We start from the raw sequence: 24,754 nt of genomic DNA on the forward strand, positions 1-24,754 counted from the left end.
GGAGGCGCCCATGGGCATGTTCAGCGAATCAGTTGACGTCCTTTGCAGCGCATCCGGACAGCCGGTGTCCCTCCAGTGGGCAGGGCGGCACTACATAGTCTGCGCCGAACCTGTCCGGTGGTTCGAACGCAGGCAGTGGTGGGCCGAGGAAAGCCGCGCACCCCTGGGAAGCGGGCCAGGGCTGGTGGACCACGAAATCTGGCGGGTCCAGGTGCGGGCAGAACCAGCTGAAACCGGCCACCTGAAGCAAGAAACCCTCACCCTGGACCTGAGCCGCCACCTCGGAAGCGGCCGCTGGCGGCTGCTCCGGATCCATGACGCAATCCACCCCAGAACAGCATGACCTTCACACACCTCCACGTTTCCACAGCCTTCAGCGCCCACTACGGGGTGTCCTGGCCGGACGAACTCGCCCAGGTTGCTGCCTCCGACGCCGCCACAGCGCTCGCCTGCACTGACCGGGACGGCCTGTACGGCACCGTCAAACACCTCAAGGCCTGCATGGCAGCAGGGATTGACCCCATCGTGGGTGTTGACCTTGCGGTGTTCGACGACGACGGCGACCACCGAACCCAGCTCGCCGGACGGGTGGTGGTCCTCGCCCGCGGCCACAACAGCGGTGCGGGCTATCGTGCGCTGTGCCGGCTCGTGTCCGACGCCCATGCCCGGACCTCCGGCAAAGCCGGGGGAGCAGTGCCGGTAGCCGTCACCCGCGCGGAACTTGCCTCCCGGACGCTTGACCCGAAAACCCTGAAGCCGGTCCTGACTGTCCTGATCGGCCCGGATTCCGACGTCGGACGTGCCATGGGCGGGCGGCGGTACCTGCGTCCCCGCACCCTCTTCAAACGCTGGCTTGATGCCATGCCCCGAGGAACCATAGTCGCCGAAGTGGTTTCCCAGCTGAGCTCGCCTGGCTCACCACTGAGCACAGCCCACGCAGTGCGGATGCTCAAACTCGCGGAGGAGCACCAGGTCCCGGCCGTGCTCACCAATGCCGTCCGGTACTGCGCCGAGGACGGCGCCGCAACGGCTGACGTCCTGGACTCGGCCCGCACACTGAAGTCACTGCCTGAACTGGCCGCAGAACCCCTCCTTCAGCCCAACGGGCAAGCCTGGCTGAAGTCGTCCGTCCAAATGCTCCAGCTGGGCAAGGAAATCATCGGCGCCGCAGGATACGGTGCGGCGGACCTCAAACAGCTCATGGCGCAGACAGAAGCGCTCGCCGACCTCTGCCGGATTGACCCCGTAACAGACATGGGCTGGAAGCAGCCCGTAGTCCCTGAAGCCTCGGTCATCGGTATCAGCCAGGACCCGCACCTTGAGCTGGTCCAGCGCTGCGAGGCCGGTATCGGCAAGAGGTTTCCCGGCGTATCCGGTACCGCCGAAAAGGAAATGCGCTCGCGGCTGGAGCACGAACTGGGGATCATCCGGAACCTTGGGTTCTCCTCCTACTTCCTGACTGTTGCTGAGGTTTCCCGGATGATCATTGACATGGGAGTCCGCGCCGCAGCCCGGGGTTCAGGAGCTTCCAGCCTGGTCAACTACCTCATCGACGTCAGCCAAGTGAACCCCCTGCAGCATGACCTGATCTTCGAACGGTTCCTGTCCCAAGACCGGGCCACCTTGCCGGACATCGACATCGATGTTGAAAGCGCTGAGCGGCACAACGTATACCGGAGGATCTTTGACCGCTTCGGTGCCGAGCGCGTCACGCTGATGAGCATGCAGAACGGCTACCGTGCCCGCGGCGCTGTCCGGGATGCCGGCATGGCCCTGGGCATGGACGAGGGCGATGTGGGGGAGATCGCCAAGCAGCTGTGGCGTTTTTCGGCCCGCAAGTTCCGCGAAGCGCTGGTGGAGAAACCTGAACTGCGCGAGTTCGCCGGCAGGGTGGAGCAACGGGAGTTCGCCGAAAACCAGCAGCTTGACCTGCTGGTGGACCTCACGGAACGGCTGGACCGGCTTCCCAGGCATATTTCCATGCACCCGTGCGGGGTGATTCTTGGTGACGCCACGCTCCTGGACCGTACCCCCGTGCAGCCCAGCGGACTGGGATTGCCCATGAGCCAGTTCGACAAACATGACATGGACCCCATGGGGATGCTCAAGCTGGACGTTTTGGGGGTCAGGATGCAAAGTGCCATGGCCTTCGCTGTCCGTGAGGTCATCCGGCTTCATCCCTCCAAAGCCGAAGTGGTTGCTGCGGGGGCACACCCAACGGGTCCGGAGGGAACTGGCCCGGACTATATCGCCCACAATGGCCTTATCAACCTCAACGCCGTGCCACTGGACGACGAACCAACCTATGAACTGATCCGCAGCACCCACACCCTGGGATGCTTCCAGATCGAGTCGCCGGGGCAGCGGGAGCTCATTGGCAAGATGGCGCCGCGCGAATTTAACGACCTCATCATCGACATTTCGTTGTTCCGCCCGGGACCCATGAAATCGGACATGGTGCGCCCGTTCCTCGAACACCGCCACGGTTTTGCACCGGAGGTGTACCCCCACCCGGACCTGAAACCGGTTCTGCAGGAAACCCATGGCGTCACCGTCTTCCACGAACAGATCCTGAAGACCTTCGACGTCATGACGAGGTGCGGACTTGCCCGGGCGGACGAATTCCGGCGGGCCCTGGGCAACGAGGCACTCGAACCGAAGGTGGAGGAATTCTTCCGGAAGGAAGCCCGGGCAAAAGGCTATTCACCGGATGTCGTGGACAAGGTGTGGGGCACTTTGAAGGCCTTTGGAAGCTTCGGCTTCTGCAAGGCGCATGGAGCAGCCTTTGCCGTACCCACTTACCAGTCCGCCTGGCTGAAGGCGCACCATCCGGAGGCTTTCCTCGCCGGGCTGTGGGAGCACGATCCCGGGATGTATCCCAAGCGGCTCCTGGTGGCCGAAGCCCGCAGGCTGGGCATCCCCATCCTGCCTCTTGACATCAACCGGAGCCAGGCCGAATACCGGGTGGAACGCGTGGGGCAGGGGCAGGACCGCGGCAAACTTGGCATCAGGCTGAGCCTGAAGGGCATTTACGGGCTCTCCGGGGCCGAGCTCAAACGTATCGTGGCAGGGCAGCCGTATGACTCGCTGGCTGACCTGCGGGCGCGGTCCCGGCTGAGCAAACCCAGCATCAAGAGGCTGGCGCAGCTTGGTGCCTTTGATTCCCTGCACCGTGAATCTGGTGGCGCGGCCAACCGTGCAGACCTCGTCCAGCACCTGCAAAGAATGCAGTCAGCGGGAAGTGCACGGAAGGGCATCGAAGTTATTGAGGGACAACTGTCCTTGCCACTGGGTGACGTGGAACTTCGAAACGTCAAGCCCGGCCTTCCTGCGCCAACACTCGTGGATAACGTCCGGGCTGAGCTGGATCTGATGGCCATTGATGCCAGCGGGCACCTGATGGACAGCCACCGTCCCATGCTGGACAGGCTCGGCGTCACCACCTCGGACAAGCTCCTGGGCCTGCGCAACGGCACTGAAGTGCTGGTTGCGGGGGTGCGCATCGCCACTCAGACCCCGCCCATGCGTGGTGGGCGCCGCGTGGTTTTCATCAGTATCGACGACGGCACCGGCTGCATCGACTCGGTCTTCTTCCACGAAGCGCAGGAACAGGCAGGACTGCTGCTGTTCGGCACCAGGCTGCTGCTTATCCGCGGCACCACCAGGCGGACAGGGCCCCGGGGAATCAGCCTCAGCGCCAACATGGCCTGGGACCTGAGCCGGGTGGAGACCCTCCCGTTCCCGGCCTCCAGCCCCGAGGCAACCGATGTACCCCATCCCCTGGACGGAATCAACCGCAACCTGGCCATCACCGGGATGGGTGGCTGAGCCGCTCCACCCCAGCCAAACGAGGCCCCCGGGGACTGCGGGTCCCGTTGGTCGGCCCCTTGGGAAACCGATAGCATTGACGATGGCTGGCTGTGGTCCCCGTACGCCACAAGCTATGAAGCCTTAACTTTGAATAGGAGACACCCGTGTCAGATGCCCAGCAGATCACCCTCATCGTCGATGGCGAAGAGACCAAGGTGACTACCGGGACAACCGGTGCGGAACTCTTCTTTGAGCGCCGCGACGTTGTTGTAGCCCGCGTCAACGGCGAGCTGAAGGACCTGGACCAGGAGCTGCCCGAAGGCGCCGACATCGAGGGCGTTACCATCGATTCCCCTGACGGCCTGAACGTCCTGCGCCATTCCACCGCCCATGTCATGGCCCAGGCCGTGCAGCAGCTGCGCCCTGAAGCCAAACTGGGTATCGGTCCCTACATCACCGACGGCTTCTACTTCGACTTCGACGTCGCAGAACCGTTCACCCCCGAGGACCTCAAGACCCTCGAAAAGATGATGCTCAAGATCATCAACCAAAACCAGAAGTTCGTCCGCCGCGTGGTCTCCGAGGACGAGGCCCGCGAATCAATGAAGAATGAGCCCTACAAGCTCGAACTTCTGGGCAAGAAGAACCAGGCTGCCGAGGCGGGCGAGGGCGTCAACGTCGAGGTTGGCGCCGGCGACATCACCATCTACGACAACGTCGAGCGCAAAGAGGGAACCACTGTCTGGTGCGACCTCTGCCGCGGCCCGCACCTGCCCAACACCAAGCTCATCTCCAACGCCTTCGCGCTCACCCGGTCCTCCTCCGCGTACTGGCTGGGCAACCAGAAGAACCAGCAGCTGCAGCGCATCTACGGCACCGCCTGGCCCACCAAGGACGCGCTGAAGGCCTACCAGGAGCGCATCGCGGAGGCAGAGCGGCGTGACCACCGCAAGCTCGGCGTCGAACTTGACCTCTTCTCCTTCCCGGACGAGCTGGGCTCCGGCCTGCCGGTGTTCCACCCCAAGGGCGGCATCATCCGCAAGGAGATGGAGGACTACTCGCGGCAGCGCCACGTCGACGCCGGTTACGAGTTCGTCTACACCCCGCACATCACCAAGGGCCATCTGTACGAAGTCTCGGGCCACCTGGACTGGTACAAGGAGGGCATGTTCCCGGCCATGCGCGTGGATGAGGAACTCAACGCTGACGGTACTATCCGCAAGCCTGCCCAGGACTACTACCTGAAGCCGATGAACTGCCCTATGCACAACCTGATCTTCCGCTCCCGTGGACGTTCCTACCGCGAATTGCCGCTGCGGCTCTTCGAATTCGGTTCCGTGTACCGCTACGAAAAGTCCGGCGTGGTGCACGGCCTGACCCGCGTCCGGGGCATGACCCAGGACGACGCCCACATCTACTGCACCCGCGAGCAAATGAAGGACGAACTCACCAAGACCCTGACGTTCGTGCTGGACCTGCTCAAGGATTACGGCCTGAACGACTTCTACCTGGAGCTCTCCACCAAGGACCCGGAGAAGTACGTCGGTGAGGACGCAGCCTGGGAGGAAGCCACCCGGACCCTCGCCGAAGTGGCAGAGGAATCCGGCCTGGAGTTGGTAGCGGATCCCGGCGGAGCAGCCTTCTACGGACCGAAGATTTCCGTCCAGGCCAAGGACGCGTTGGGCCGTACGTGGCAGATGTCCACTATCCAGCTGGACTTCAACCTGCCCGAACGCTTCGAGCTGGAATTCCAGGCAGCCGACGGCACCCGCCAGCGTCCGGTGATGATCCACCGTGCGCTGTTCGGTTCCATCGAACGGTTTATGGGTGTCCTCACCGAGCACTACGCCGGCGCGTTCCCCGCGTGGCTTTCCCCTGTCCAGGTAGTGGGCATCCCGGTAGCCGAAACGTTCAACGAATACATGTTTGACGTCGTTGACCAGCTCAAGGCGGTCGGCATCCGCGCCGAGGTGGATACGTCGTCGGACCGGTTCCCGAAGAAGATCCGCACTGCCAGCAAGGACAAGATCCCGTTCGTCCTGATCGCCGGGGGCGACGACGCCGAGGCAGGCGCAGTGTCCTTCCGCTTCCGTGACGGAAGCCAGGACAACGGTGTGCCGGTGGCCGAGGCCGTCAAGCGGATCACAGAAGCCGTCCGTAACCGGACCAGCTAGCGGAAACGGATAAGAATACGGTGCAGGAGAACACAGGCGCAGGGCATCCAGGCGATTCCGGCGTGACCGACGACTTTGACCTCGCCGGTGTCCCGGATGCCTTCCAGCGCCTGTGGACTCCGCACCGGATGGCGTACATCAAGGGCGGCCAGCACCAGTTCAAGAATGAAAATGACTGCCCGTTCTGCGTGGGCCCCGGCCGGAGCGATGAGGAAGCCCTCATCGTCTACCGGGGGAAGACCTGCTATGTGGTGCTGAACCTGTTCCCGTACAACCCCGGCCACCTCCTGGTTTGCCCCTACCGGCATGTGCCGGACTACACAGACCTCACGTTGGAGGAGACCGCCGAGTTCGCCGAGCTGACGCAGACCGCGATGAAAGTGCTGCGAAAGGTGTCGAACCCTGGCGGCTTCAACCTGGGCATGAACCAAGGTGTCGTGGGCGGCGCAGGGATCGCGGCGCACCTGCACCAGCACATCGTTCCCCGGTGGGGAGGGGACGGTAATTTCTTCCCGATCATCGCCCAGACTAAAGCCATCACCCAAACCCTCGATGAGGTGCGCCGGCAGGTGGCCGAGGCCTGGCCCGGGGAGACGGATGCTGAATAGGCACGCGCGCGGTTTCTTCACCGCGCTGTTTACACCGCTTGCCCGCTGGCTCCTGAAAATTGGTGTTTCCCCCGACGCCGTCACGGTGGTAGGTACGGTTGGCGTGGTGTCCGGCGCCCTGGTTTTCTACCCGCTCGGCCAGCTGTGGTGGGGAACGCTGTTCATTACAGCCTTTATCTTCTCCGATGTGCTGGACGGCATCATGGCCAGGATGCGGGACACCGGCGGGCGGTGGGGGAATTTCCTGGACTCCACGCTTGACAGGATCGCCGACGGTGCACTGTTTGCAGGCCTCGCCATCTGGTTCTTCACCGGTGGCGCGGACCTGGTGATCGGTATTGGAGCGATGGTCTGCCTTGTCCTGGGGATGGTGGTCTCCTACGCGCGTGCCAAGGCCGAATCATTGGGCTTTACCGCAAACGTGGGGATCGCCGAACGGGCCGAACGGCTTGTTTCGGTACTGGTCGTTACAGGATTCACCGGTCTGGGCCTGCCTCTTATTGTCCTGCAGGCAACCCTCGCAGTGCTTGCCGTTGCCAGCCTCGTTACGGTGATCCAACGCATCGTTTCGGTCCGGCGCCAATCCCTGGCCGGAGCGGCAACAACGGATGAAGCCTGATTAAGCCCGCCGCCCGCAGTGGGACTAGTATTAGGACTGCCCGGTCAATGGATCCGGCAATCCGGTGCGTGTTCATTTCGGCTTTGTGCCGCCCTCACGCCCGGCGAAGGTCATCTATCTACCCATAGGGGTTTTTGTGTCTACACCTGATGTAAGCAGCGAAGCCGGTTCGTCCGCGAACAGCGTCACGGGCAGCAGCCGTGTGAAGCGCGGCATGGCTGAGATGCTCAAGGGCGGCGTCATCATGGACGTCGTCAACGTCGAACAGGCCCGCATCGCCGAAGACGCCGGTGCCGTGGCAGTGATGGCGCTGGAACGCGTTCCGGCCGATATCCGTGCCCAGGGCGGCGTGTCCCGCATGTCCGATCCCGACATGATCGACAAGATCATCGACGCCGTGTCCGTGCCGGTCATGGCCAAGGCCCGGATCGGCCACTTCGTCGAAGCCCAGATCCTGCAGTCCCTCGGAGTGGACTACATTGACGAGTCCGAGGTCCTGACCCCGGCCGACTACATCAACCACATCGACAAGTGGAACTTCACCGTTCCCTTCGTCTGTGGCGCCACGAACCTGGGTGAGGCGCTGCGCCGCATCAACGAGGGCGCGGCAATGATCCGGTCCAAGGGCGAGGCCGGCACCGGAGATGTCTCCAACGCCACCGGGCACATGCGCCAGATCCGCGCCGAAATCCTCAAGCTCGCGGCCCTGCCCGAGGACGAGCTCTACGTCGCGGCCAAGGAACTGCAGGCCCCGTACGAACTCGTCAAGGAAATCGCGACCACCGGCAAGCTTCCCGTGGTGCTCTTCACCGCCGGCGGCATCGCCACCCCGGCGGACGCGGCGATGATGATGCAGCTCGGCGCCGACGGCGTGTTCGTCGGCTCCGGCATCTTCAAGTCCGGCAACCCGGCCCAGCGCGCCGCCGCCGTCGTGAAGGCCACCACCTTCTTCGATGACCCCGACGTCATCGCCAAGGCCTCCCGCGGCCTCGGCGAAGCCATGGTGGGCATCAACGTGGACGAGATCCCGCAGCCCCACCGCCTCGCAGAGCGCGGCTGGTAACAGCTCCAAAGCAGTACGACGGCGGGTGGTCACCTTTTCCAAGGTGGCCACCCGCCGTCGTCCGTTGGCTCCTTCAGCTGCCTGTGGATTCCATGGATGGAACGGAGGGGGCAATGTTGCGGTTGCTTCTGAACAAGTTGTCGGGATCATACTTCGTCTTCACCTGGACCAAGCGTTCATAGTTGGTGCCATAGGCTGCCCGGACCTGCTGTTGTCCCTCGTCCGCCGTCTGGAAGTTGATGTAACTGCGGCCTGCGGTGAATGGACGTTGCCGCTCCCACGACTCGCGGATCCACGCCCGGTACGAGTCCGCGGCCGGATCGCCGGGATCCCACATGCCATTGGATCCAATGACGTACCGGGCGTTTCGGTTGCCCACTGCACCGTCATCTTCGGCGTGCTCATTGATGGCGCCGGCGAGGTGAAGGACACCGAGCTCCGCCCCCTCTATGGGGCAGCCATCGAAAAGCTCGCGGATGGTGGAGAGCAGATCGTCGCTCAGCTCGTCGGCGTACTCCGTCTTCCAGTAGTAATGGAGGCCCTTCGGCTCACTGTCGTCCAGATAGGACTGGACCTGTGCGTACGGCTGCTCCGACAGGAGATCCACAGCGGGGTCACCAATTTCGCGGATGGACGCCATAACTTCCGGGACGTTTCGGAGTTCGCCGCTGTAGCAAACTGCCATGGCGCAGATCTTCTTGCCTTGCCACTGTTCAGGAATGAAAGGTTCCGCCGGGGCAGTCATGAGGATCAGCCACACGGCAAGCTCGCGGGGCGCGCGGTGTGTGAGCGTCCGATACCGCCGGAGGATTTCGTCCGTGCGCTCGAATGGCCAGGCAATGAGACCGCCGTAGACGGTCGGCCCCACCTCGTGCAGCCGAAAGGTGAAGCGCGTGACCACGCCAAGATTGGCCCCCGCCCCGCGGACACCCCAGAACAGATCCGGGTTCTCGTGACGGCTGGCGGTGCGGACCAACCCGTCGGCCGTAACAATCTCAACCTCCTCAAGGTTGTCCACGGTCCACCCGAACCTGCGGCTCAGATAGCCGAGCCCACCCCCGAGAGTCAGGCCCGCCACGCCCACTTCGGAGATGAATCCGAGGACAGTGGCCAATCCGTGTTCCTGCGTGGCTCGGTCGACGTCCTGCAGCAGACAGCCCGGGCCAACCTGGGCCAGCCTGGCCACCGGATCCACCTCGACTGAGTTAATCCTCGACATATCCAACATGAGGCCGCCGTCGGCGATTGCGGTACCGGCGATGTTGTGGCCGCCGCCCTTGGTGCTGATCTGCAGCCTGTGTTCCGCGGCGAACATGACAACGGCCGAGGCCTCCCGCGCCGATGTCGGCTGGACCACCAGTGCCGGTTTCTTCGTCACCAGACCGTTCCAGAGCAGGACGGCCGAACCCCAGCCGGAGTCGCCTGGGCGTAACAGTGGCTCGGCCACCAGGGATTCGAGTGTCTCAAGATCCACGGACGTCAGGATCACCGGGAAGCCATCGAGCCCACCTACTTCCATATCGGTGATGCGCCGGCCCGCCTCGGCAGCATTTCGCGATTCCCTTTTCATCACGGCACCTCCATTGGCCTTTCAGACTCCATAATGAGGATGCTATGTTCCGCAGCCTGCCGCCGCATCGGCAGGGTTGCCGGTGATGGGAAGATGGGTAATTCTGCCCAGTCTGGGTCAGGTTCGGTTGATAAGCCCGTGCTCGTAGGCATAGGCGGTAGCGGCGGTACGTGACGTCAGATCCAACTTCGTGAAGATGTTACTGGCGTGATGGGCAACCGTCTTTTCGCTGAGAAACAGTTCAACTGCAATCTCCCGGTTTGACCTTCCACTGGCAATCAGGAGCAGCACCTGGGTCTCCCTGACAGTCAGCGGGTTCGCCCTAACGGCCTGTTGCCGGTTCGAATATATGGCTATGTTCGCTGCATCCGGCCCAGCGCCAAGATGGAGGAAAGCCCATCTGGCGGCATCAAACTCCAGCTCGGCCGAGTGCGCGTCGCCCAGCCCGCGATAGGCCCGCCCCATAAGCACCCTGGTGCGTGCAGACTCATAGGGCGCGTCGAGCTGCTGCCATGCTGACCATGCCTGACGTGCCACTCCCAAAGCCGCCGCGTATTCTTGCTCCGCGAGAAGTAGGGCTCCCTCCCACTGGGCAGTCTCCGCATTTAGCCACAGACTGCCCAAGGCCCCGGCCCTCGCCCGCAGTTCTTCGGCGGCGGCCCGAGCGCCGGAGAGGTCAGCCGACACCAGCATGATCTCAATGGCAGCACCGAGGAGCCGGGAACGCTCCGGCGGAGACGCTGTTTCCGCAAGGGACCGGCGGATCGCGGCCACGGCCGCCTCTGTCCGGCCTTGCGCAAGCAGCAACAGCGCGACACCGGGCTGCGGATCCCTTACCCAGCGGCTGGCCTGCAGATATGTGTCCCTGGCTTCGGTGAACCGGCCTCTCAGACGATGCAGCTCGGCAAGCTGGTATAGCGCAGCACCGATTCCCGGCCGGGTAAGCGGTCCGGCGAGCCGGCGGTAGGCATCCTGTGCAGCATCGAATGCATCGGGCCACGCTCCCTGAAATTGCATGATCCGTGCCCTGTGGATCTGGCAATTGCCTTGATAGGGGACCAGGTCCGGCTGGGCGGCGCACCACCGGGTGAATGCGGCCGTCCACTGCTGTGCCCGAGGCAGGTCGAAGGCGTCCATGCACGCTTCGATGACCGCGCAATACACAATCCCGGCGGTGACCGGGGAAAGTTCACTGGCGGTCACGCTCACAAAGACTTCGTCCAACAGTGGCATTGCCTGCCGTGTATCACCCGTTGCGATCAGCGATTCGCTAAGGCCCGTCCTTGCGAGGGCTGCAAGGTCCTGGTGTCCGAAGCGGTGGCTGATTTCCAGCGCGGTCGCGAAACTTGCGGTAGCTGTCGCGGCATCGCCCTGGGCGGCGCTTTCAAGGCCGGCCGGCACAAGTAGCAGTCCCTGCTCCACACAGTCCAGGTCGTCAGGAAGGGCACGCCGTGCCCGTTGCAGCCACGCATTCGCCAACGTTTCTTCGCCGCTGAGGATAAAGTGCAGGGCAAGCCAGATAGCGTTTCGCGCCGCCCCCGAACTGTCCGTGTGTGCCAGGCGTGCCCGATACTCACGGGCCAGTAGCCTTGATCCTTCGTCGTCGTGGCCGACGAGGTAGGCCGCATTGGCCACAAGCTCAAGATCGTCAGGTTCGAGCAACGACTGGCGGTCAGCATCCGTCAGGAGGGCGTGTGCAGTCGCCCATTCCTGTCGCCTGAAAGCCTCCCGGCCCAGACGGAGAGGGTCTGCCGCCATTGCTTCTCCACTGCCGTTGTTCGGTGCGGACGGCGCCGATACGTGAAGCTTATCGCTTCGGCGTTGACTCCGGCAGGCAGCCAACGACGCCGGAGAGTTACCCGCCGTCGTTCTTCCAACGATTGCTCCGTAAGGGCCCTTATGAACCTCCAAAAGGGCCCTTCCGGAGCAATCGATGAGGGGCTACTCGAGGCCGCGGCGTTTCAGGAGGGGTTCCAGTTGGGCGTCGCGTCCCCGGAGCGTGCGAAATGATTCCAGCGGGTCCCGGCTGTTCCCGCGTGAAAGCAGTTCCTGGCGAAAGCGTTCGCCGTTGGCGCGGGTCATGCCACCGTTTTCGGTGAACCAGTCCACGGTTTCCGCGTCCAGGACTTCACTCCAGATGTACGAGTAATAGCCGGCCGCGTAACCTGCCCCGGCGAAGATGTGCTGGAAATATCCGGTGCGGTAGCGAGGCGGAATAAGGGCATGGGCCACTCCGGCCGCGGCGAGGGATTTGGCCTCAAATGCCAGGACATCGTCCGGGATCCCGGTTTCGTCCAGCACATGCCAGGCAAGGTCGAGCAACGCGGCGCCCAGGTACTCGGTGGTGGCGAATCCCTCGCCCCACAGCCGTGACTCGTTCAGCCTGTCAACGACCTCCTGCGGGAGCGGCTCGCCGGTAGCGTGGTGCCGCGCGTAGTTTGCCAGCACCTCCGGCCACAGGATCCACATCTCGTTGACCTGCGACGGGTACTCCACAAAGTCCCGGGGGACACCTGTTCCGGAAAAGCGCGGGTACGTCACGTTGGAGAAGAGCCCATGAAGCGCGTGCCCGAATTCGTGGAAGGTAGTGCGCAGCTCATCCAGCGTCAGGAGGGTGGGTTCCCCGGCCGGCGGTTTGGAGATGTTCAGGTTATTGATGACCACCGCCTGGGTCCCCAGCAGGCCGGATTGTTCCACCAGCGAGTTCATCCAGGCACCTCCACGCTTGGACTCCCGGGCGTAGTAGTCGCCCAGGAACAGTCCCAGCGGGCTGCCGTCTTCGTTCCGGACTTCCCAGACGCGGACGTCCGGGTGGTAGCCTTCCAGCTCTGCCCGTTCGTGGAAGGTGATGCCAAACAGGGATGTGGCCGCATGGAAGACCCCGTCCTTGAGCACCCGGTCCAGCTCGAAGTAGGGTCGGAGGGCCTGCTCATCAACAGCGTATTTCTCGCGCCGGACCTTGGCCGAGTAGAAGGCCCAGTCCCAGGCCTCCAAGGGGTGCCCGGCAAGGTCAGCCAATGCCGCGGCCTCGGCGTCGGCGTTCCGGACGGCGGCGGGGGCCAGCCTGTTCAGCATGGCTTGCACAGCTTCGAAATCCGGGGCAGTTTGCCGGTCCACCACGAGTTCGGCGTAGTTGGCAAAGCCCAGCAGCCTGGCCTTCTCGGCGCGGAGTCCGGCCATGGACCGCACGAGTTCCAGGACGTCCAGGCTGCCCCCGTCACTGCCCCTGCCGATAGAGGATTCGAACAGCCGACGGCGGACATCCCGGTTTTCGAGGACGGCCATGGCGGGCTGGTTGCTCGGCTGGATCAGCGTCAGGAGGAACTTGCCTTCGTGCCCCGCGGCGCGGGCGGCTTCGGCGGCGCCGGCAATGTCGTCGGCCGGCATGCCGGCCAGGTCCTCAGCACTGTCCAGCAAGAGGGCCGCGGACTTCATGGCTTCCTTCACCCGTTGCCCAAACTCTGTGCCGAGCCTGGAGAGCTCCGCGTTCACGGCCTTCAGCCGTTCCTGGTCCGTGGCGTCCAGTTGGATCCCCGACTGCCGGAACTCCTTCAGGTACTCCTCAACAAGGCGCACTCCTTCCGGCTCCAGGCCAGTGGTGTCAATGGCTGCAAAACGGTCGAAAAGGGCGCGGTTCAGGTACACGTCGTCCTGGTGTGCGGTGAGCAGCGGCGTCAGCGCTGTTTCCAGGCCGCGGATCGTGTCGGAGGCGTCTGCTGACACCAGGGTGAAAAAGGACGCGGCCGCCCGTTCCAGCAACCGGCCCGCCTGCTCCATGGCCACGGCGGTGTTCGCAAACGTCGCGGGCTCTGGATTGTCCACGATGGCCTGGATTTCGGCGAGGTGCCCGGCCAGCCCTGCGTGCACCGCCTCGGCGTAGTGCTCTTCGGAGATCCCGGCAAAGGGCGGCAACTGGAATGGCAACGGGCTGGGGCTGAGGAGCGGATTCGTCATGAAGTAAAGCTTTCATATGTGGCCGTGCATCTCAATGAGCCAAATGCGCGGTTCTGCCTGTTTCCAAACTTAGAATTGCACTTATGGGGAACAGAATTGGCGCCACTGCCGCGCGTGCCGGCGCGGCCTTGTCCGCGGTCATCTTTGCCGGGGCCATGGCAGGCTGCGGTCTGATAGCCGAACAGACCCAGCCATCGGCAAGTACCGGCACCAGTGCCGGCACCGGCCAGCCCAGTGCCACTCCGACGCCGGCCCCAACTCCCACGCCAACTCCCACCCCGGGCGCCGGACCGGCGTGTCCAACACTGCGTTGCACGTCCGTACTGGTCACCGGCGACATGCTGGTCCATACCCAGCTCTGGCGGCAGGCCCAGCAGGACGCAGCCGCGGCGGGCAAACCCGGGCTGGACTTCACGCCGCTCCTTGAAGGCCAGCGCCGGTACATCCAAGCCAGCGACCTTGCAATCTGCCACCAGGAAACACCGGTGGCAGGACCTGAAGGTCCTTTCTCGGCGTACCCTTCGTTCAATGTCCCGCCGCAGATCATCAGCGCCTCCAAGGCAGTGGGGTACCAAGCTTGCACCACCGCCAGCAACCACACCATCGACCGGAGCACGGACGGCCTGTTGCGGACGCTGGATGCCCTGGACGCCGCCGGGCTGAAGCACACCGGTTCCTACCGGACGGAAGCTGAGTCGCAGGGCATCCTTATCCTGCAGACTCCGGCCGCCAAGATCGCCATCATCCAGGGAACCTACGGCCTCAACGGGCTCTACCCGGAATACCCGTGGCAAGTGGACATGCTCGCCGCACCCACCATGATCGCCAAGGCAATTAAGGCGCGGGCTCTTGGCGCAGACATCGTCCTCGGTGCCATGCACGCCGGGGACGAGTACGCCAGCGAAGCCAACGCCCAACAGCAGGAGGTGGCACACGCGTTGGTGGACAGCGGGCAGTTCACCATGATCTACGGCCACCACACCCACTCCGTGCTGCCCATCGAGAACTACAAAGGCACGTGGATTGTCTACGGGCTGGGTAACGGCGTCACCGAACTGTCGCCCTGGTATGTCGTCAACAATGAGGGCCTGTTGGTGCGGGCCCAGTTCAGCCAGGACGCGTCGGGCAGATGGACCGCCTCCGACCTCGCCTGGGCACCGTCGGTCATCGTCCGTGATCCGTACCGCTGGTGCTCCGTGGCATCCGATGCACCCCAGGGTGTGTGTGCCACGCCCGAGGCGGACGCCGCCACCAGGCTAAGGACCGCCACCGTTGTGGAGTCCATGGGAGCAGCCACGGCAGGAGCGCACGAACTCCTGATCACCAAGGAACCGTAGAGCCCCTCAGCGCGGGCGCCGGGCGGCGTGCTCCCTGGCCAGCACGGCGAAGTGGTCGTCAGGCCCACCGGGAACAAAAGTCCCGAACTTGCGTTCGGCGGCGGTTCGGATGAGGAAGTCTGCAATGGCAGGGTTCTTGGGCAGAAGCGATCCGTGCAAGTAGCTGGCCACCACATTCTTGTAGCGCGCGCCCTCATGGCCGTCCCGGCTGTTGTTGCCCGTTCCCTTCGCCACCGTTCCCAGCGGGCGGACGCCGCTGCCCAGTGTGGTCTGGCCGCTGTGGTTTTCGTACCCGAGGACGTCGCCGAACTCGGCAGTGGCCACCTTGACGTTGCCGATGAGGCGCTCGTCAGTACCGTGAGTTTCCACGTCCAGCACGCCTATGCCCGGAATGACCGAGCCCGAGCGTGTTTTGAAGAAACGCCCGAACAGCTGGTAGAGCCCACAGATGAGCAGCATCGGTGCGCCATCTTCTGCGAGGTCGGTCAGGACGCCGGCGCGTGATTGAAGGTCGTCCTGGATAATCAGCTGGCCGCTGTCCTGCCCGCCGCCGCCAAGGATCACGTCGACTTCGTCAGGGAAGTCGTCGCCCACGTTGTACTCGAGCAGTTCAGGAGTGTAGCCATGCCACTTGATCCGTTGCTTGAGGACCAGCGCGTTGCCCCAGTCACCATAGATGTTCATGTCCCGCGGATAAAGCTGCATGACACGGAGGGTGCCCTTGCTGTCCTGTGGGTCCTGCGTATCCGGGCTCATGAGACCACCTCTACCGTGGTGATTTTGGACAGCTCGCGGCGGATGGCCATCATGGCTGTGTAAGTGCAGAAAATCCGTTTCGGTTTGCCCTTGGCTTCGCGGATGAACGCCGACAGTGCCGGCGCGATCTCGGTCTGGACCGCCCCGACAGGGACGTCGTCGTACTGCAGCCGGAGCGCCATGTCATAAGCCCGGGAGCCCGTCAACTGGTCCACGCCCCCGTTGCGGAGCGAATCGAACTCCACGTCCCAGAGCCAGGACATGTCCCGGCCGTCGGCGTAGTTGTCGTTGATGGCGATCATGGTGGCGTAGCCGCCCGCGGGAAAGGACTTCAGTCCCAGCCGGAAACCGCTGGGGTTCTTGACCAGCACCAGGTCCAGGGGCTGGCCGTCGACTGTCAGGCTTTCACCCCGGCCGAAGGCCGGCTCCACCTTGGACAGGGCCGTGAGCAGCGTGCTGTGGTCAGCCGTCGCGGCGCCGCTTCCGAGGATGCTCCGAGCGAGGGCCAGCGCGGCCGCGGCATTAAAGATGTTGTAGACGCCGCGGAGCTTCATCGCGGTGGTGACCGTGAGGCCGTCGTACTCAAAGTCGGCGGTGTCCGGCCCCACCTTGCGGAGCACGACGTCGGCAGCCGGCTTTGCGGGGAGGGCGGCGGGCACGGGGCTGCCGGGGGCAGCCCGCATGTCGTCATCGTTGGGGAACGTGCTGAGAAGGGAGTCGTCCAGGCCGAAGTACTGCACGTCCTGGCCGGTGAGGGTCTCTGCGATGCGGGCCACACGGGGATCTTCACGGTTGAGGACCACTGTGCCTGTGGTTTTTGCGGCGATGTGCTGCAGCAGCTGCGCCGTTTTGTCGATCTCGCCGAACCTGTCCAGCTGGTCGCGCAGCACGTTCAGCAGGAGGCTGTAGCGGGGCGGCACACGGTTTACGAAGTGCACGGCATGGGCTTCGTCCAGCTCCAGGACGGCGACGTCGGCGCTCAGCCTTCCGCGCCAGTCCACCTCGCCCAGCAGGGAAGCAGCTACACCCCGGGTGAAGTTGCTGCCGGTCCGGTTGGTAAAAACCTTCAGGCCCTGGCTTTCCAGGAGTTCGACCACCATCTTGGTGGTGGTGGTTTTGCCGTTGGTTCCGCTGACCACCGCCACGCCGTGGGGGAGGGTAGCGAGCGTCCGCTGCATAAAGCCGGGGTCGATTTTCTCGACCACCAGCCCGGGCAGGGCGGACCCGCCGCCCCTGAGCCGGGACACCCGGCGGACGAGCTTGCCGAGCGGAACACTGATGTAAAGCATGCTCTGTAATATATCCCAGCAACGGCATAGAACCCTGCCCGGTCAGGCCGGCCGGCGCTGGCTGCGGCTGTTCGCGCATTATGCTGAATGGATGACAAACCCCGTTTCGGCCGCTTCTGCACGCGTGGGCTCGGGCCTGCGGATCGGCGTCCTGGCGCTCCAGGGCGATTTCCGCGAGCACCTCCGGGCCGTGGAGGCCGCCGGCGCAACCGGTGAAGGAATCCGCAGGCCCAAGGAACTGGACGGCCTGGACGGCCTCATCATTCCGGGCGGTGAATCCACGGCCATCGACAAACTCGCCCGCGCCTTTGACCTGGCCGGGCCGTTGAAGGAACGCATCAGCGAAGGCCTCCCCGTCTACGGCTCCTGCGCCGGCATGATCCTTTTGGCCAACGAGATTGCCGACCCCGCCACCGACCTCGCCGGCAACCCGCAGCAGACCTTCGGCGGCCTGGACATCACAGTCCGCCGCAACGCCTTCGGGCGCCAGCGAGAATCGTTCGAAACGGACCTGGATTTCAAGGGCCTGGATTTCAGTGCCACAGATTCCGGTGTTGCCCCGGTGCACGCCGTCTTCATCCGGGGCCCCTGGGTGGAACGCGCCGGCGCCGGCGTGGAGGTCCTTGCCCAGGTGGAGCCGGCCGACCCGGAACATGCGTCCCACGCGGCAACCCTGCCGGGGACGGCTAGAATTGTTGCAGTGCGTTCAGGCCAACTGCTGGCCACCTCCTTCCACCCGGAAGTGACTGGGGAGAAACGCGTACACGAACTTTTTATCCGCATGATCAGAGGAGAAGCGTAAAGCATGTCAGGCCACTCCAAATGGGCAACGACCAAGCACAAGAAGGCCATCCTCGATAGCCGCCGCGCAAAATCGTTCGCCAAGCTGATCAAGAACATCGAAGTCGCTGCCCGCATGGGTGGTCCGGACCTCGCCGGCAACCCGAGCCTGGAACTCGCTGTCACCAAGGCAAAGAAGACCTCGGTTCCCGCCGACAACATCGACCGCGCCATCAAGCGAGGGGCGGGCCTGACCGGTGAAGTGGTCGACTACACCGAGATCATGTACGAATGCCGCGGCCCGCAGGGCTCGGCCCTGCTCATCGAGTGCCTCACGGACAACAAGAACCGTGCGGCGTCCGAAGTCCGCCTTGCCATTTCCCGCAACGGCGGCACTATCGCGGACCCCGGTTCAGTCAGCTACCTCTTCAGCCGCAAGGGCGTGGTGTCCCTGCCCAAGAAGGAGCTCACCGAGGACGATGTCCTCATGGCCGTCCTCGACGCCGGTGCTGAGGAAGTCAAGGACAACGGCGACACCTTCGAGATCCACTCGGACCCCAAGGACCTTCAGGCCATCCGCGACGCCCTGAATGAAGCCGGGATCGAATACGACACCGACGAAGCCGAATTCGTTCCGTCCATGGAGGTTCCCCTGGACCTGGACGCCGCCAAGAAGTTCATGAAGCTCGTAGACGCCCTGGAAGACCTCGACGACGTCCAGAACGTCTACAGCAATGCCGACCTCAGCGACGAAGTCCAGGCCGCCCTGGAATCAGAGTGACCTTCCTCCTTGTGGCCTAGGGCGGATGGCGGAGCGTGACGCTGCGAGTACTGGGCGTTGACCCTGGCCTCACCCGCTGCGGCATTGGCGTCGTCGACGTCGAGCGGAACCGGCGGGCCACCATGGTGGGCGTCGGAGTGGTGGGTACCTCCCCGGACGAAACCCTGGACCAACGGCTCCTGGTCATCGCCCTGGCCATCGACGATTGGCTGGACCGCTACGAACCCCACGTCCTCGCCGTCGAACGCGTTTTCTCCCAGTTGAACGTCAGCACGGTGATGGGTGTGGCGCAGGCCTCCGGCGTGGTGATCGCCGCCGCGGCCCGGCGCGGCATCCCGGTGGCGCTGCACACGCCGTCGGAAGTCAAAGCGGCCGTCACCGGCAGCGGCAACTCCAACAAGGAGGCCGTGACCAAACTGGTCACCAAGATCCTCCGGCTTGACGCGCCGCCACGCCCGGCCGACGCCGCAGATGCCCTGGCGCTGGCCATCACGCATGCCTGGCGTGCTGGCAGCGGCGCCGCAGTAGCCACCACCGGCCCTGGCAGCCTGTCGCTGACGCCCGCCCAGCGGGCCTGGGCTGAAGCCGAGGCGAAGGCGCGCCGCGCGCGGTGAATGGCCGCAGCGCTTGCTAGGGTATTCGTAGATATGTTCGGATAGCCGGTTCTGCTCCAAAGAGCCCGGCGGTACACCAGGAGCCCGGCTTTGATCAGTTTCCTTCGCGGAACCGTAGCGCACGTTGGCCTTTCCACTGCCGTGATCGACCTCAACGGCGCGGGCATGAGCGTCAACGCCACGCCCCAGACGCTCAGCCGCCTCCGCGTCGGCGAAGAAGGCAAGCTCTTCACTTCCCTGATCGTCCGGGAGGATTCGCTGACCCTGTTCGGATTTGCTTCTGACGACGAACGCGAAGTCTTCGATGTCCTGCTGAGCGTCAGCGGTGTGGGTCCACGCCTGGCGCTGGCAGTCCTTGCCGTGCATGAACCGGAAGCCATCCGGGTTGCAGCCCACACCGGCGACAGTAAAACGTTCACGAAAGTGCCCGGCATCGGCCCTAAAGTGGCTGGCCGGATCGTGTTGGAACTCGCTGGCAAGCTGGTGCCGCACGGAACGGTTGGAGCTGCCAGTGTAGCCACCCCGGCCGAGGCCGCCTGGAAGCCCCAGGTGGTGGCCGCCATGACCAGCCTCGGTTGGTCGGAAAAGGACGCCACCTCCAGCATCGAGAAGGCATTGGCCGACGACCCCGAGGTCTCTTTCCGTGGCAATGTCGCGGAAATCCTTCGGACCACGCTCCGCTGGCTTGGCCAGGACGGCGCGCGGGCCGGCAACCGCGTAGGCAGCCGTGGCTGACCCGTCCGTGGTGGCGGCCGTGGAAGAGCCCGAAGACCGGGCCATCGAAGCTGCCCTCCGGCCCAAGAACCTGGACGATTTTGTGGGCCAGCACCGTGTCCGGAAACAGCTGTCGCTGGTCCTGCAGGCGTCGCGGATGCGCGGCCGGAGCGCAGACCACGTGCTGTTCTCTGGGCCTCCCGGCCTCGGCAAAACCACGCTCGCCATGATCGTGGCAGCTGAAATGAACGCACCCCTGCGGATCAGCAGCGGTCCGGCCATCCAGCACGCCGGCGACCTCGCAGCCATCCTCTCCTCCCTCTCCGAAGGGGAGGTCCTCTTCCTGGACGAGATCCACCGGATGTCCCGCCCGGCCGAGGAAATGCTGTACATGGCCATGGAGGACTTCCGCGTGGACATTGTGGTGGGGAAAGGCGCCGGTGCCACTGCGATTCCGCTCGACCTGCCTCCCTTCACGCTGGTGGGTGCCACCACGCGTGCGGGGTTGCTTCCTGGTCCGTTGCGCGACAGGTTCGGCTTTACCGGCCATCTTGAGTTCTATTCCGTTCCGGAACTTGAGTTGGTTCTTAGGCGGTCCGCCGGCCTGCTGGACCTGAAGGTCAACTCCGCCGGATTCAGCGAAATCGCCGGACGGTCGCGGGGGACACCGCGTATCGCCAACCGCCTGCTCCGCCGTGTGCGTGACTGGGCGCTGGTCCATGGAATCGAGCAAATCGATGCCCGCGCAGCCTCCGCCGCGCTGGATATGTATGAAGTGGATAAAAGGGGCCTGGACAGGCTCGACCGTGCCGTCCTGGAGGCGCTCATCACCAAGTTCGGCGGCGGGCCCGTGGGCCTGTCCACCCTCGCCATAGCGGTGGGAGAAGAGACCGAGACGGTGGAAACGGTCGCGGAGCCGTTCCTGGTCCGCGAAGGCCTGTTGGGCCGGACACCGCGGGGCCGCATCGCCATGGCCCCGGCCTGGACCCACCTCGGCTACGCCATCCCGTCCGGAGTGTTCAGCCAGGAACCGCTGGACCTGTTCGAACCAGACAGCGACGGCGATGAAGACGGCGTCAACTGGGCGCCCAACACCCCATAGCGCCGACCTTTCAGCTTTTCCCTTTAGACTGGGTATGACGCCCGGCACGTTCGCGTCTTTGTTCCCGCAGGTGGCTCCAGCAGCTACCGGTGGATGCCAGGTGGTTCGCCGCCCGGCCACCCGGTTCAAAGAGGACGGCGCCTTAAACCAATACGCCAGTACAGATCGGAAGCATCCCTGTGGATCCCATGAACATCGTCTTGTTCGCCATGCTCGGAATTTTTATCTTTATGATGTTCCGCCGCAACAAGAAGACCAAGGAGCAGCAAGCAACGCTGCAGTCCCAGTTCGCCCCTGGGGTTGAGGTCATGACGAGCTTCGGTCTTTTTGGCCGGATTGTCTCCATGGACGATGAAGAGAACAAGGTAGTGCTCGAGCTCTCTCCCGGCAACCTCGCTACAGTTCACCGCCAGGCTGTCACCAAAATCGTGGAGCCGGCTGCTGTTGCAGAAGAGGAGCCCACGGTTGTCCCTGACGACGCCTCCTCGCTGACCACGCAGGACGCCGGAACTGCCGGAACCGCCGCCGCTGCCCCCGAGACCCCGGACGAGACCCTGAAGCGCCTCAACGACGAGGGCAAGAAGGACAACTAGTCCTCGCTCACGCATTTCTGCACCTCTACGGCAGCAGGTTGCCGCCGGTGGGAGCAATTGCTCGCACCGGCGGTTCCTGGCATGAATAAGAGAAAGATCGACAATGGCACGAACTGGCCCCAAAAAATCAGGCCTCAGGGTACTCGTCTGGCTTGGCGTAGTCCTCGCTGTGCTGACGGCTGTCCTTGCTGGCGGCACCATCGCCGGACAGGCCAGCTGGGCACCCAAGCTGGCGTTGGACCTCGAAGGCGGCACCCAGATGATCCTGGCGCCCAAGGTTGAGGGCGGTTCGGACATTAACGAGGAGCAGCTTAACCAGGCGGTGGCCATCATCCGCCAACGCGTGGACGGCTCCGGCGTTGCCGAAGCGGAGATCAGCACCCAGTCAGGCCGGAACGTTGTGGTCAGCCTTCCGGGCACGCCCTCTACTCAGACGAGGGCCCTGATACAGGCTTCCGCCGACATGAACTTCCGCCCTGTTCTCCTCAACGGAGCAGGCGCGGCGGTCCCCACGGAGTCGCTCACGCCTGAGGACCAGCTGCCGAAGCCGACGGCGGAACCCGCCAACAGCAGCGACACCAACTGGATCACGCCCGAGGTCTACCGCCAGTTCGAGACCCTCGACTGCGACAACCCGTCCCAGGACAAGCAGGAGCGCTCCGACCCTGCCAAGCCGCTCGTGACCTGTGAGCCCGCAACGGCCACCACTCCGGCGATCAAGTACATCCTGGGACCGGTGGAGGTCAAGGGCAGCAACATTGTCACCTCCTCCTTCCAGCTTCAGCAGGGCGCGCAAGGTGCCGTGACCAACGAGTGGGCCGTCAACATCCAGTTCGACGACGAAGGTACCGCCAAGTTCAAAGAGGTCACCGAACGCCTGAACCAGTTCTATGTGGCAGCCGGCGGCGAAACCGGCACCGACCCCAAGGCACAGTTCGCTATCGTGCTCGACGACCAGGTCATCTCCGCGCCGCGCTCCCTTGCTGTCATCACCGACGGGCGCCCGCAGATCACCGGCGGCTTCACCGAGCAGACGGCGAAGGCGCTCTCAGACCAGCTTCGGTTCGGTGCGCTGCCTATCAGCTTCGAGATCCAGAGTGAGCAGCAGATTTCCGCGACACTGGGTGGCGAACAGCTCCGCATGGGCCTCCTGGCCGGCGTGATCGGCCTGCTGCTCGTGGTGGTTTATTCGCTCTTCCAATACCGTGCCCTGGGCTTCGTCACGATCGCCTCGCTGGTGGTGGCCGGTGCACTGACATACCTCGCCATCGCCATCCTGGGCTGGACCGAAAACTACCGGCTCTCACTTGCCGGCGTTGCCGGCCTTATCGTGGCAATCGGGCAGACAGCGGACTCGTTCATCGTCTACTTCGAACGCATCCGTGACGAGTTGCGCGAAGGCCGCGGCCTGGTCTCCGCCGTCGAGAACGGGTGGAAGCGCGCCAAGCGGACGGTCCTGGCCTCCAAGGCAGTCAACCTGCTGGCTGCCCTCGTGCTGTACTTTGTGGCAGTGGGCAATGTCCGCGGCTTTGCGTTCACGCTCGGCCTGACAGCCATCGCCGACCTCATTGTCGTCTTTATGTTCACGCACCCGACGCTGCAGATGCTTGCACGCACCAGGTTCTTCGGCGAGGGCCACCGGTTCTCCGGCCTTGATCCGAAGCAACTCGGGGCAGTGCCGCTGTATCGCGGAGCCGGACGCCTCCGCACCCCTGAATCGAAGCCTGCTGCGGTCCGGGCCAAGAACGCCGGTGCTGCCGCTGAGGCAGAGCGCAGGATGACCATCGCGGAACGCCGCCTCGCGGAGAAGCAGGAGCAGCTTACCGGCTCCTCCAAGAGCGCATCCAAGGAGAACAAGTAAATGTCCAGCTTTGCCACTTTCGGTAACGAGCTCTACACAGGCAAGCGCTCGTACGACTTTGTCGGCGCCAAGAAGATCTGGTTCCTCATTGCGGCCGTGGCCGTTGCCCTGTCCATCCTTATCCCGGTGGCCAAGGGCGGGTTCAACCTGGGCATCGAGTTCCGCGGCGGATCTGAATTCACTGTGTCGAACGTCAAGACCACCGATGCTGCCGTGGGCGAAAAGGCCGTTCAGGATGTCGTCGAGGGAAGCATTCCGCGCGTGGCCAACGTCGCCGGCACCACCATGCGTATCCAGACGGACAAGCTCACTGACGACGAGACCCTCAAGATCAAGGAGGGGCTGACGGCTGCCTACGGGGTCACTGACAACGAGGTGACGTCCACCTTTGTGGGTCCCACCTGGGGCGCCGACGTCACCAAGCAGGCACTGATCGGCCTGGTCATCTTCGTGGTACTCGCCGCGCTCCTCATGGCGCTCTACTTCCGGACCTGGAAGATGTCCCTTTCAGCCATCGCCGGGATGGCGGTGACGATGTTCATCACCGCCGGGGTATATGCCCTGAGCGACTTTGAGGTGACACCTTCGGCCATCATCGGGTTCCTGACCGTACTCAGCTACTCCCTGTATGACACCGTGGTGGTCTTCGACAAGATCCGCGAAAACACCGCCGATCTTGATGCGTCCACCCGCCGGACTTTTGGCGAGGAGGTCAATCTCGCGGTGAACCAGACCCTGGTGCGTTCCATCAACACCATGATGGTCGCAATCCTCCCCGTGGGCGCCATCCTGTTCATCGGTGCGGGCCTGCTGGGTGCGGGTACGCTCAGAGACCTGTCGCTGGCCTTGTTCGTCGGAATCCTTATTGGGACGGCGGCAACGATCTTCGTGGCAGCCCCCATGTATGCCTGGCTGCGCCAGAATGAACCTGACCTTGTGAAGCAGGCCAAGCGCGTGGAGCACCGGCGGAACGAGGCGGCGTCCAAGGCCGCCGCTCCAGCCGAACCCGCCCAGGCCTAACACCCGAAGCACAGGGGCCGGCGGCATCAGGAGACTGATGCCGGCCGGCCCCTTCGCATTTAATCGCCGGTTACATATGTGTGCTGATCGGGGAATAGACTGGGGTAAT

General features: G+C 64.0%; 20 protein-coding genes. 15 read left to right on the top strand and 5 right to left on the bottom strand.

Annotation, left to right across the window (positions count from 1 at the left end; all coding sequences use genetic code 11):
* Positions 1-10 precede the first annotated feature (10 nt).
* The 6 genes from V9L17_RS08615 to pdxS all read left to right on the top strand — a co-directional run bounded on the left by V9L17_RS08615 (position 11) and on the right by pdxS (position 8,274).
* Complete coding sequence (locus V9L17_RS08615; protein WP_337351149.1) at positions 11-343, top strand: DUF6504 family protein; 333 nt, start codon at positions 11-13, stop codon at positions 341-343.
* Positions 340-3,828 (top strand): DNA polymerase III subunit alpha, encoded by a 3,489-nt coding sequence (locus tag V9L17_RS08620; protein WP_337351150.1) that lies wholly within the window; start codon positions 340-342, stop codon positions 3,826-3,828. The genes V9L17_RS08615 and V9L17_RS08620 overlap by 4 nt, the downstream gene beginning before the upstream one ends.
* A 146-nt stretch (positions 3,829-3,974) precedes the next feature.
* Positions 3,975-5,984 (top strand): threonine--tRNA ligase, encoded by a 2,010-nt coding sequence (gene thrS, locus V9L17_RS08625; RefSeq protein ID WP_337348116.1) that lies wholly within the window; start codon positions 3,975-3,977, stop codon positions 5,982-5,984.
* Positions 5,985-6,004: 20 nt separating this feature from the next.
* Entirely contained in the window at positions 6,005-6,592 is a 588-nt protein-coding gene (locus tag V9L17_RS08630; protein WP_337348115.1) for an HIT family protein, read from the top strand.
* Positions 6,582-7,211 carry a phosphatidylinositol phosphate synthase gene (pgsA, locus tag V9L17_RS08635; protein ID WP_337348114.1) on the top strand — a complete coding sequence of 210 codons (630 nt, stop codon included), beginning with the start codon at positions 6,582-6,584 and terminating at the stop codon, positions 7,209-7,211. The genes V9L17_RS08630 and pgsA overlap by 11 nt, the downstream gene beginning before the upstream one ends.
* Before the next feature lie 136 nt (positions 7,212-7,347).
* Positions 7,348-8,274: a pyridoxal 5'-phosphate synthase lyase subunit PdxS gene (pdxS, locus tag V9L17_RS08640; RefSeq protein WP_337351151.1), complete on the top strand. Its 927-nt coding sequence runs from the start codon at positions 7,348-7,350 to the stop codon at positions 8,272-8,274.
* 73 nt (positions 8,275-8,347) lie between these two features.
* Here the strand turns inward: pdxS and V9L17_RS08645 are convergent, their stop codons facing one another.
* The 3 genes from V9L17_RS08645 to V9L17_RS08655 all read right to left on the bottom strand — a co-directional run bounded on the left by V9L17_RS08645 (position 8,348) and on the right by V9L17_RS08655 (position 13,798).
* Positions 8,348-9,844 carry an FAD-binding oxidoreductase gene (locus tag V9L17_RS08645; RefSeq protein WP_337351152.1) on the bottom strand — a complete coding sequence of 499 codons (1,497 nt, stop codon included), beginning with the start codon at positions 9,842-9,844 and terminating at the stop codon, positions 8,348-8,350.
* Between the two features lie 117 nt (positions 9,845-9,961).
* Complete coding sequence (locus V9L17_RS08650) at positions 9,962-11,602, bottom strand: helix-turn-helix transcriptional regulator (RefSeq protein WP_337351153.1); 1,641 nt, start codon at positions 11,600-11,602, stop codon at positions 9,962-9,964.
* A gap of 183 nt (positions 11,603-11,785) precedes the next feature.
* A complete protein-coding gene (locus V9L17_RS08655) occupies positions 11,786-13,798 on the bottom strand; it encodes a M3 family metallopeptidase (RefSeq protein WP_337351154.1) in 2,013 nt (670 codons plus the stop codon).
* Between the two features lie 83 nt (positions 13,799-13,881).
* Here V9L17_RS08655 and V9L17_RS08660 point away from each other — a divergent pair, with 83 nt between their 5' ends.
* A complete protein-coding gene (locus V9L17_RS08660; RefSeq protein WP_337351155.1) occupies positions 13,882-15,135 on the top strand; it encodes a CapA family protein in 1,254 nt (417 codons plus the stop codon).
* A 6-nt stretch (positions 15,136-15,141) separates the two neighbouring features.
* Here the strand turns inward: V9L17_RS08660 and V9L17_RS08665 are convergent, their stop codons facing one another.
* Both V9L17_RS08665 and V9L17_RS08670 read right to left on the bottom strand, forming a co-directional pair.
* Positions 15,142-15,891, bottom strand: coding sequence for a type 1 glutamine amidotransferase (locus V9L17_RS08665; RefSeq protein WP_337351156.1), 750 nt, complete (start codon positions 15,889-15,891; stop codon positions 15,142-15,144).
* Entirely contained in the window at positions 15,888-17,180 is a 1,293-nt protein-coding gene (locus tag V9L17_RS08670; RefSeq protein ID WP_337351157.1) for a Mur ligase family protein, read from the bottom strand. The genes V9L17_RS08665 and V9L17_RS08670 overlap by 4 nt, the downstream gene beginning before the upstream one ends.
* A 91-nt stretch (positions 17,181-17,271) precedes the next feature.
* Here V9L17_RS08670 and pdxT point away from each other — a divergent pair, with 91 nt between their 5' ends.
* The 8 genes from pdxT to secF all read left to right on the top strand — a co-directional run bounded on the left by pdxT (position 17,272) and on the right by secF (position 24,645).
* Positions 17,272-17,982: a pyridoxal 5'-phosphate synthase glutaminase subunit PdxT gene (gene pdxT, locus V9L17_RS08675; protein WP_337348617.1), complete on the top strand. Its 711-nt coding sequence runs from the start codon at positions 17,272-17,274 to the stop codon at positions 17,980-17,982.
* Positions 17,983-17,985: 3 nt separating this feature from the next.
* The gene (locus tag V9L17_RS08680) at positions 17,986-18,741 is read left to right on the top strand and encodes a YebC/PmpR family DNA-binding transcriptional regulator (protein WP_337351158.1); all 756 of its coding nucleotides are present in this window, start codon (positions 17,986-17,988) and stop codon (positions 18,739-18,741) included.
* 35 nt (positions 18,742-18,776) lie between these two features.
* On the top strand, positions 18,777-19,355 hold the full coding sequence (gene ruvC, locus V9L17_RS08685) for a crossover junction endodeoxyribonuclease RuvC (protein WP_066291703.1): 579 nt from the start codon (positions 18,777-18,779) through the stop codon (positions 19,353-19,355).
* Between the two features lie 90 nt (positions 19,356-19,445).
* On the top strand, positions 19,446-20,090 hold the full coding sequence (ruvA, locus tag V9L17_RS08690; protein ID WP_337351159.1) for a Holliday junction branch migration protein RuvA: 645 nt from the start codon (positions 19,446-19,448) through the stop codon (positions 20,088-20,090).
* The gene (gene ruvB, locus V9L17_RS08695; RefSeq protein WP_337348614.1) at positions 20,083-21,171 is read left to right on the top strand and encodes a Holliday junction branch migration DNA helicase RuvB; all 1,089 of its coding nucleotides are present in this window, start codon (positions 20,083-20,085) and stop codon (positions 21,169-21,171) included. The genes ruvA and ruvB overlap by 8 nt, the downstream gene beginning before the upstream one ends.
* Before the next feature lie 188 nt (positions 21,172-21,359).
* Positions 21,360-21,764, top strand: coding sequence for a preprotein translocase subunit YajC (gene yajC, locus V9L17_RS08700; protein ID WP_337348613.1), 405 nt, complete (start codon positions 21,360-21,362; stop codon positions 21,762-21,764).
* 103 nt (positions 21,765-21,867) lie between these two features.
* Positions 21,868-23,625: a protein translocase subunit SecD gene (secD, locus tag V9L17_RS08705; protein ID WP_337351160.1), complete on the top strand. Its 1,758-nt coding sequence runs from the start codon at positions 21,868-21,870 to the stop codon at positions 23,623-23,625.
* Positions 23,626-24,645, top strand: a complete 1,020-nt coding sequence (secF, locus tag V9L17_RS08710) for a protein translocase subunit SecF (RefSeq protein ID WP_337351161.1) — start codon at positions 23,626-23,628, stop codon at positions 24,643-24,645.
* Positions 24,646-24,754: the final 109 nt, after the last annotated feature.

The sequence above is a fragment of the Pseudarthrobacter sp. CCNWLW207 genome (assembly GCF_037203945.1).
Lineage (GTDB): Bacteria > Actinomycetota > Actinomycetes > Actinomycetales > Micrococcaceae > Arthrobacter.

Excerpts from the sequence above, each read along its gene's own strand:
- V9L17_RS08615 (WP_337351149.1), top strand. The coding sequence starts at position 11 with ATGGGCATGTTCAGCGAATCAGTTGACGTCCTTTGCAGCGCATCCGGA.
- V9L17_RS08620 (WP_337351150.1), top strand. The coding sequence starts at position 340 with ATGACCTTCACACACCTCCACGTTTCCACAGCCTTCAGCGCCCACTAC.
- pgsA (WP_337348114.1), top strand. The coding sequence starts at position 6,582 with ATGCTGAATAGGCACGCGCGCGGTTTCTTCACCGCGCTGTTTACACCG.
- V9L17_RS08645 (WP_337351152.1), bottom strand. The coding sequence starts at position 9,844 with ATGAAAAGGGAATCGCGAAATGCTGCCGAGGCGGGCCGGCGCATCACC.
- V9L17_RS08650 (WP_337351153.1), bottom strand. The coding sequence starts at position 11,602 with ATGGCGGCAGACCCTCTCCGTCTGGGCCGGGAGGCTTTCAGGCGACAG.
- V9L17_RS08655 (WP_337351154.1), bottom strand. The coding sequence starts at position 13,798 with ATGACGAATCCGCTCCTCAGCCCCAGCCCGTTGCCATTCCAGTTGCCG.
- V9L17_RS08660 (WP_337351155.1), top strand. The coding sequence starts at position 13,882 with ATGGGGAACAGAATTGGCGCCACTGCCGCGCGTGCCGGCGCGGCCTTG.
- V9L17_RS08665 (WP_337351156.1), bottom strand. The coding sequence starts at position 15,891 with ATGAGCCCGGATACGCAGGACCCACAGGACAGCAAGGGCACCCTCCGT.
- V9L17_RS08670 (WP_337351157.1), bottom strand. The coding sequence starts at position 17,180 with ATGCTTTACATCAGTGTTCCGCTCGGCAAGCTCGTCCGCCGGGTGTCC.
- pdxT (WP_337348617.1), top strand. The coding sequence starts at position 17,272 with ATGACAAACCCCGTTTCGGCCGCTTCTGCACGCGTGGGCTCGGGCCTG.
- V9L17_RS08680 (WP_337351158.1), top strand. The coding sequence starts at position 17,986 with ATGTCAGGCCACTCCAAATGGGCAACGACCAAGCACAAGAAGGCCATC.
- yajC (WP_337348613.1), top strand. The coding sequence starts at position 21,360 with ATGAACATCGTCTTGTTCGCCATGCTCGGAATTTTTATCTTTATGATG.
- secD (WP_337351160.1), top strand. The coding sequence starts at position 21,868 with ATGGCACGAACTGGCCCCAAAAAATCAGGCCTCAGGGTACTCGTCTGG.
- secF (WP_337351161.1), top strand. The coding sequence starts at position 23,626 with ATGTCCAGCTTTGCCACTTTCGGTAACGAGCTCTACACAGGCAAGCGC.